This window comes from Rhodococcus sp. R1101 (genome assembly GCF_000278445.1).
GTDB lineage: Bacteria > Actinomycetota > Actinomycetes > Mycobacteriales > Mycobacteriaceae > Rhodococcus > Rhodococcus gordoniae.
This window is the reverse complement of the sequence record NZ_AJVB01000908.1, coordinates 1-592: the sequence shown is the minus strand read 5'-3', so window position 1 is coordinate 592 and position 592 is coordinate 1. Positions and strand designations below refer to the sequence as shown.

Genomic DNA, 592 nt, shown 5'->3' with positions numbered 1-592 from the left:
ATGCCGACGATGTACGCGCTGCCGGTGGCACCCCCGTCGTGGCCGACGTCGAGAAGATGGACATCGCCGAGATGACCGAGTTGCTGCGCGGCCACGACGCGGTGGTCTGGTCCGCAGGTGCGGGCGGAGGGAATCCCGAACGTACCTATGCGGTGGACCGGGACGCGGCGATCGCCTCGATGACCGCCGCGCAGGAGGCCGGGGTGCGCCGGTACGTGATGGTGTCGTATTTCGGGGCCCGCCCCGACCACGGCGTCCCCGAGGACAACGGCTTCTACGCCTATGCCGAGGCCAAGTCGGCCGCGGATGCCCATCTGCGGGGCACCGACCTCGACTGGACGATCCTCGGTCCGAGCGCGCTGACCCTCGACCCGCCCACCGGCCGCATCCACATCGAAGGGCACGGGGCGAGAGACAAGGGGCAGGTCTCACGCGCCGACGTGGCGGCCGTCGCTGCAGCCGTGCTCGAGCGCCCGGAGACGGTGGGCCGCACCATCGAGTTCGACAACGGTGACGTCCCGATCGACGAGGCACTCGACGCGCTGAGGTAGTTCCCCGTCCAGCAGTCCGCCCCCGGTAGCAGGGGGCAACC

At 70.6% G+C, this 592-nt stretch carries 1 protein-coding gene; it reads left to right on the top strand.

Annotated elements, in window-relative coordinates; translation table 11 throughout:
* A partial coding sequence (locus R1101_RS0125145) for an NAD(P)H-binding protein (RefSeq protein ID WP_016935848.1) occupies positions 1–551 on the top strand: 551 nt, incomplete at its 5' end.
* Positions 552–592 lie beyond the last annotated feature (41 nt).